Raw genomic sequence first — 7130 nt, 5'->3', positions numbered from 1 at the left:
CGCCGCCCCCGGCGCCGTCCGCGCCCTGCTCGGCGAGGTACTCGCCGAGCCGCTGGTAGGCGGCGCGCTTGCGCCGGTCGGTGATCTCCGTGTAGACGCGAAGGGTCTCGAGGGTGGCGTGGCCGAGCACCTCCTGGACGAGGCGGACGTCGCCGTCGGTGGCCTCGAGCAGGGTGGTGGCGGTGGTGTGGCGGGCGCCGTGGGGGGTGCGCAGGTCGGCGATGAGCGCGAAGAGGGCGGGGTCCTCGGCGAAGCGGCGGCGCAGCGCCAGCAGCGCGCTCCGGGCGCCATCGGTGGTGAGCCGGTTGCCCGCCGGGGCCCTGCCCCCGACCAGCTCGGGGCGGGCCAGGCTGATGAAGAGGGCGGCGCTGCCGTCGGGCCCGCGGCGGTCGAGGTACTCGCGCACCGCCGCCAGCGCGCCCTCGGTCATGTACACGGTGCGGTGCCGGCCGCCCTTGCCGAGCACCCGGAACCCGTCCGGGCGCACGTCGGTGCGGTCGAGGGCGCAGGCCTCGGAGATCCGGCAGCCGGTGGCGATGAGCAGCTGGACGAGGGCGCGGTCGCGGAGGTCGCGCAGGCTCGCGGTGGGCAGCGCCGCCAGCAGCCGGGGCACCGTCTCGGTGGGGACGGGGTGGGGGTCGCCGACCGCGTAGCGGGGCACGATCACCACCCGGCTGAACTCCTCGGTGGTCCAGCCCTCGTCGTACGCATAGGCGAGGAAGCGGCGCAGCGCGACCAGCGCCCGGGCCCGGCTGCGGGCGTGGACCAGCACCTGGGCGAGCTCGATCTGGTAGCGGCGCAGCCGCTCGCGGTCGATCGCGTCGCACCACCGGTCCTCCCGGGGATGGGTGCGCAGGTAGGCGACGAACTTGGCCAGATCCTGGCGGTAGGCGCGCACCGTGGTGGACGGACGGTTGCGCTGCACCCGCAGGTTGTCGAGGAACTGCTCCACCTGGTCGGGCATCGGGTCGCCTGGACCGGGGACCTGCTCGGCCCACGCCGGGCGGCGCGCCGCGCCGCGGGCGCCGCGCCGCCGGGGACTGGCCGCCGTACTCATGTTCGAGAGATTATCGCCGACCGCCGGACGAAGCCGGTCAGGCCGTGCCGCGCTCCCGTGGCGACAGCCCCGCCTCGGCGCAGATCCCCGCCACCACGCTCCGCGCGGTGGCGGCCATCACCTCGGCGGGCTGGTCGGGAGCGCCGTCGCGGGGCGCGATCGCCGCCTCGGCCGCGTCCATGGCGCGCCAGTGGAGCTCGCGCGGCGCATCCTCGGGCAGCACCGCGCGGGTGGCCTCGAGGGCGATCTGCTCGATGCGGGCCCGCCGGACCAGGTCGACACGACGGTCCGCCATCCGCTCACCCCCCGGCGGCGGCGCGCACCGGCGGCGCGGAGACCACCACCACCACGCTGCCGTCGGGGTCGCGGCGGAGGCCGGCGACGCGGAGGACCTCGTCCTCGTCGATCGAGTCCTCCTCGACGAGCGCGCGGGTGAGCTCGTCGAGCCGCCAGCGGTGCTCGTTCAGCAGCGCGCACGCCTGGTCGAAACACTGCTCGACGATCAGCCGCACCTCGGAGTCGATGATCTCCGCGGTGGTCTCGCTGTAGGGACGGGGGCCGCCGAAGGGCCGTCCGGCCTCGTCGTCGTCGCCGAAGTTGAGCGGGCCCACCCGGTCGCTCATCCCCCAGCGCGCCACCATCTGGTGGGCGATCTGGGTGACCTGGCGGAGGTCGTTCTCGGCGCCGGTGGTGACCAGCCCGTACACGACCTGCTCGGCGGCGCGGCCGCCCAGGGCGACGGTGATCCGGGAGCGCAGGTAGTCCTCCGGGTAGTTCTGCCGGTCGTCGACCGGGCTCTGCACGGTGACCCCGAGGGCCATGCCGCGGGGCACGATCGACACCTTGCGCACCGGGTCGGTGCCGGGGATGAGCAGGGCGAGGAGCGCGTGCCCGGACTCGTGGACGGCGGTGCGCTCGCGGTCCTTGGGGGTGAGCACGATGTGGCGGGCGGCGCCGAGGATGATCTTCTCCAGGGCGTTGCTGAAGTCCTGCCGGGTGACCGCGTCGCGGCCGAGCCGGGCGGCGAGCAGGGCCGCCTCGTTGACCAGGTTGCGCAGCTCGGCGCCCACCAGCCCGGTGGTCATGGCGGCGATGGCGTCGAGGTCGACGTCGGGGGCGAGGGGCACCTCACGGGTGTGGATGCGCAGGATGGCGGCCCGCCCCGCCCGGTCGGGCGGCTGCACCACGACCCGCCGGTCGAAGCGGCCCGGCCGCAGCAGTGCGGGGTCGAGGACATCGGCGCGGTTGGTGGCGGCGAGGACGACCACCCCCTCGCGGGAGTCGAAGCCGTCCATCTCGGTGAGGATCTGGTTGAGGGTCTGCTCCTGCTCGTCGGTGCCGCCCAGCCGCATCCCCGAGGCGCGGCTGCGGCCGATGGCGTCGAGCTCGTCGATGAAGATGATCGAGGGGGCGGCGGCGCGCGCCTTGGCGAAGAGGTCGCGGACCCGGGAGGCGCCGACCCCGACGATCATCTCGACGAACTCGGAGGCGGAGATCGAGAAGAACGCCACCCCGGCCTCGCCGGCGACGGCGCGGGCGAGCAGGGTCTTGCCGGTGCCCGGGGCGCCGACCAGGAGCACGCCCTTGGGGATGGTGCCGCCGAGGCGCTGGTACTTGGCCGGCTCGCGGAGGAAGTCGACCACCTCCTCCAGCTCCTGCTTGGCCTCCTCGATGCCGGCGACGTCGGCGAAGGTGGTGCGCGGCCGCTCCGGGTCGTAGAGCCGGGCCTTGCTCTTGCCCAGGCCGAAGACCCCGCCGGCGCCGCCGCCGGAGCTGCGCCGGATGATGAGCAGGAAGAGACCCAGGAAGAGCAGGGTCGGGCCGAAGCTGACCAGGACGGTGAGCAGGGTGCTGCTGCTCGCCGGGTTGGCGCTCACCTGCACGTGGTGCTGCTCGAGCAGCAGCTCGAGGTTGTCGCCGTTGGGCCCGCTGGCGAAGGCGGGTCGCTCGGTGTGGAAGTCGACGGACCTGTCGCTGCTGCCCGGGGCGCCGACCGCCTTCTTCGCCTTGCCGTCGATGGACTCGCCGGTGCCGGTCACGCTGACCACGTTGTCCTTCTGCACCTCGTCCTTGAAGGTGGAGTAGGGGATGGTCACCCGGTGGACCGAGTTCTGGCCGGGGCCGAAGTTGGCGATGAGGATGTTGGCGACGAGGACCACGCCGACGAGAATCCACCACCGCGACGACCGCCACAGCGGCCGGCGGGCCGGGGGGGTGGGGGCGCCCGGCGGCTGACCCGGACGGGGCGGCGCCGTGGACATGCTGGGGGCCAGCCTACCAGGGGAGGCCGATCTCAGACCTCGGCGTGGACCGCGGGGCCGGGCGTCGCGGCGGCCCTGCGGCGCTGGGGGAGCATCAGCCCGAGCAGGACTCCGAGCGCGGTCAGGCCGGCGAGGAGCAGGAAGAGATCGGCGATGGCGCTGCTGAAGACCTGGATGCCGGTGCTGTTGGCGAGCCCGATCAGGCCGGACGGGCCCCGGGCGGCCAGCGCCCCGAGCGAGGTGTTGCCGGGGTCGACGGCGGGGAGCAGCGCCGACCGGTCGGTCAGCTGCTGGGCCTGCTGGCCGGTGAGCAGCGCGGTGAGCAGGGCCAGACCCAGGGCGGAGGAGACCCGGAGCACGATGTTGTTCAGCGCGCTGGCGCGGCTCACCAGCCGCATCGGGAGCACCGCGATCGACCCGGCCATGATCGGCATGAAGGCCAGCCCGGTGCCGAGGTTGCGGATCGCCAGCCAGATCATGAACGTCCCGCGCGAGGTGTCGGTGTTCATCGAGTGCATCAGGTAGGAGCTCCAGGCCACCACCGCGAGCCCGATCACCGCCGGCCAGCGGGCGCCGATGCGGTCGTAGAGCCATCCCGAGATCGGCATCATGATCACCGTCACCACCGCGGGTGCGAGCAGCAGCAGCCCGGTGTCGAACGCGCCCATGCTGTCCCCGTTCTGCAGGAAGAGGGGCACATAGAAGAGCCCGGCGAAGAGACCGATCGAGAGGATGGCGACCAGCAGCGACGAGATGGTGTACGCCCCCGAGCGGAAGACGCGGAGGTCGAGCATCGGCTCGGCGATGGAGAGCTCGATGACCACGAAGAGGGCGAGGCTCAGGATGCCGATGGCGATCAGGCCCATCACGCGGTAGGAGGTCCAGTGCCAGGTCTCGCCCTCGGAGAGGGCGAGCAGCAGCGAGAACAGCCCGACGGCGATCGCCAGGAACCCGGCGAGGTCGAAGCGCTGGCCGGCGATCCTCGGAAACTTGGGGAGGAGCATGAGGGAGAGCACCGACGCGACCACGCCGATGGGGACGTTGATGTAGAAGATCAGCCGCCAGTTGACGTACTGGACCAGGTAGCCGCCGATGGTCGGGCCGATCGCCGGCGCCACCACCACCCCGAACCCGTAGATGCCCATCGCGGTGCCGATCTTCTCCCGCGGCACCATCCGGTAGACCATCGCCTGGGAGACCGCGGGGAGCAGGCCGCCACCGATGGCCTGGAAGATCCGGAAGGCGATCAGCACGTTGAGGCTGGAGGCGATGCCGCACAGCGCCGAGCCGAACACGAAGAGGATCAGCGCGGCGTTCTGGATGCGGTCGAGCCCGTAGCGGTCACCGAGCCAGCCGGTGAGCGGGGTGACGATGCCGAGCGCCAGGGTGTACGCCGTCGCCACCCACTGCACCTGGTCGGTCGAGGCGCCGAAGTCGTTCTGGAGGCGTGGGATCGCGACGTTGACGATGCTGGTGTCGAGCACCGCCATGAAGCTGCCGACCATGATCACCATCAGCGGCAGCAGCCAGTTGCGCTGCTGCATGCTGGTCTCGGCGGTCGGCGCCGCGGCTCGGGAGGCGGCGGGGGCCGGTGCCGGGGTCGGGACCGGCGCTGGCGATGGCCGCCGCGTCGCGGGCTTCGTCCGGGTCGCCGCGCTCGCCCGGGTCGACGCCATCGGGCGCGGCACAGCACCGGGCCGGGCGGTCGCCGCGGGCCGGGTCATGACCGGATCGGGCACTGCCGCGGGCACAGCCCTCGCCCTGCTCACACCCGCGACCTGAAGCGCACCGCCTCGCTCGTTCCCGTTCCCTCGTTACCTGTATCCAGCAGCTATTTTCGTTGTACGATACACCAATCGTGGATCGCTCGCAAGCCGACCACCTCCACCGCATCGAGACCGAGATGGCGGTGCTGGCGCGCTCGCTGGAGCTGCTCAGCCGCCGCGGGCGGGCCCATCCCGAACTCGACCGCGCCGGCTACCTGCTGCTCCGCACCCTCGACGAGACCGGCCCGCTCTCCATCCACAGCCTCGCCGAGCGGGTCGGGCTGGACGGGTCGACGGTGACCCGGCAGGTGGCGGCGCTGCTCCGCGACGGCCTCGCCGAGCGGAGCGTCGATCCCGACGACCGCCGATCCTGCCGGGTGACGCCGAGCCCGCGCGGACGCGATCTGATGGTCGAGGTGCAGCGCCGGCGCACCGACAGGTTCGAGCATGTGCTCACCGGGTGGACCGAGGAGGAGCGGGCCGACCTCGGGCGCGTCCTCGCGAAGCTGAACCACTCGATCGCGGTGCACGCGCTCGGGCTGGAGTCGGCGGCCGCGGGGTCGCGACCGCCCCGCGGCTGACCGCCGTCGGGTCGGCGTCCGCCACCCCACGTTGACGCCCGATGGAGCGCGGAGTACGATTGGTGACACAGGAGGTCAACAATCCAACCCCACTGTCCGACGCGTCGACACCGTCCGCCCGCGAACACGGTCTCCCCGGCCCCCGAGGTTGCGGCATGAAGATCAGCATGAAGGCGGACTACGGCATCCGCGCCCTCCTCGACCTCGCCGAGCGGTTTGGCGAGGCCCCGGTGCCAAGCCACGACATCGCCGCACGCCAGCACGTCCCCGGCCCCTTCCTCGACCAGCTGCTGATGACCCTGCGCCGCGCCGGGCTGGTGCGCAGCACCCGGGGACCGCGCGGCGGGCACATGCTCGCGAGGCCTCCGGAGGAGGTCACCCTCGGCGGCGCCATCGACATCCTCGAGGGCCAGGCCGCGCAGATGGAGTGCTTCTCCGCGCCGGAGACCTGCGAGCACAGCTTCGGCTGCTCGATCCGCAGCTCGCTGCTCCGCGCCGAGGACGCGATGCGCGAGATCCTCGACCACACCACCCTCGCCGACATGGTGCGCGACCGCCGCGAGCAGGGCGTCTTCCACGGCATCTACAAGTCGCTGCCCACCGGCGGGTCGCCGCTGCCGACGGTGACCGGCTCGTGAGCGAGGTGGAGGAGCTCTCCGACCAGCAGATCGAGCGCTACAGCCGGCACATCGTGCTCGGCGAGCTCGGCCCCGCCGGGCAGCGGAGGCTGCTCTCCAGCTCGGTGCTGGTGCTCGGGGTCGGCGGCCTCGGGTCGCCGGTCGCCCTCTACCTCGCCGCCGCCGGGGTTGGCCGGCTCGGCCTGCTCGACGGCGACCGCATCGACCTCAGCAACCTGCAGCGCCAGGTCATCCACCCCGACGCCGCCCGGGGGCGGCTGAAGGCGGAGGTGGCGGCGGAGCGCGCCCGGGAGCTCAACCCCGACGTCGAGGTGGTGGCCCACAGCCTCACCCTGGACCGTGAGAACGCCCTCGAGGTGTTCCGCGACTACGACCTGATCGTCGACGGCACCGACAACTTCCAGACCCGCTACCTCGCCAACGACGCCGCGTACCTGCTCGGCAAGTCGCTGGTCCACGGGTCGATCTTCCGCTTCGAGGGGCAGGTCTCCGACTTCGTCCCGGGAAGCGGCTGCTACCGCTGCCTCTACCCCGAGCCGCCGCCTCCGGGGATGGTGCCCTCCTGCCGCCAGGCGGGGGTGCTGGCGGCGCTGCCCGGCGTCATCGGCACGCTCCAGGCAGTGGAGGCGATCAAGCTGCTGACCGGTATGGGCAAGCCGCTGGTCGGACGGCTGCTGCTCCACGACGCGCTGGCGATGAGCTTCCGGGAGATGCGCCTCCGGCGCAACCACGCCTGCGTGCTCTGCGGCGACCACCCCACGGTGCGCGAGCTGATCGACTACGAGAGCTTCGTCGGCGGTCCCCTGACCGCGGCGGCCCGTCTCTGA

The 7130-nt window shown here is 72.8% G+C and carries 8 protein-coding genes; 4 read left to right on the top strand and 4 right to left on the bottom strand.

The features are described from left to right. From VGL20_03320 to VGL20_03305, 4 genes are all read right to left on the bottom strand, one after another. On the bottom strand, positions 1-1057 hold a 1057-nt coding region (locus tag VGL20_03320; GenBank protein ID HEY2702700.1), incomplete at its 3' end, for a tyrosine-type recombinase/integrase. A 37-nt stretch (positions 1058-1094) separates the two neighbouring features. After that, positions 1095-1352 carry a hypothetical protein gene (locus VGL20_03315; protein ID HEY2702699.1) on the bottom strand — a complete coding sequence of 86 codons (258 nt, stop codon included), beginning with the start codon at positions 1350-1352 and terminating at the stop codon, positions 1095-1097. A 4-nt stretch (positions 1353-1356) separates the two neighbouring features. Then, entirely contained in the window at positions 1357-3318 is a 1962-nt protein-coding gene (gene ftsH / locus VGL20_03310; GenBank protein HEY2702698.1) for an ATP-dependent zinc metalloprotease FtsH, read from the bottom strand. Between the two features lie 32 nt (positions 3319-3350). Beyond that, a complete protein-coding gene (locus VGL20_03305; GenBank protein HEY2702697.1) occupies positions 3351-4862 on the bottom strand; it encodes a DHA2 family efflux MFS transporter permease subunit in 1512 nt (503 codons plus the stop codon). On the opposite strand from VGL20_03305, the gene VGL20_03300 reads away from it, so the two are divergent. From VGL20_03300 to moeB, 4 genes are all read left to right on the top strand, one after another. Next, positions 4822-5100 (top strand): hypothetical protein, encoded by a 279-nt coding sequence (locus VGL20_03300; GenBank protein HEY2702696.1) that lies wholly within the window; start codon positions 4822-4824, stop codon positions 5098-5100. The two genes, VGL20_03305 and VGL20_03300, sit on opposite strands and share 41 nt — an antisense overlap. A 76-nt stretch (positions 5101-5176) precedes the next feature. Beyond that, positions 5177-5665, top strand: a complete 489-nt coding sequence (locus tag VGL20_03295) for a MarR family transcriptional regulator (protein ID HEY2702695.1) — start codon at positions 5177-5179, stop codon at positions 5663-5665. Between the two features lie 155 nt (positions 5666-5820). Further along, positions 5821-6303: an Rrf2 family transcriptional regulator gene (locus tag VGL20_03290; GenBank protein ID HEY2702694.1), complete on the top strand. Its 483-nt coding sequence runs from the start codon at positions 5821-5823 to the stop codon at positions 6301-6303. After that, entirely contained in the window at positions 6300-7130 is an 831-nt protein-coding gene (moeB, locus tag VGL20_03285) for a molybdopterin-synthase adenylyltransferase MoeB (protein HEY2702693.1), read from the top strand. Before VGL20_03290 ends, moeB begins: the two co-directional genes overlap by 4 nt.

Source organism: Candidatus Dormiibacterota bacterium (assembly GCA_036495095.1).
In the GTDB taxonomy this organism is placed as follows: domain Bacteria; phylum Chloroflexota; class Dormibacteria; order Aeolococcales; family Aeolococcaceae; genus CF-96.
Note: the sequence above shows the minus strand (reverse complement) of the source record. Positions and strands in the feature narration are given on the sequence as shown.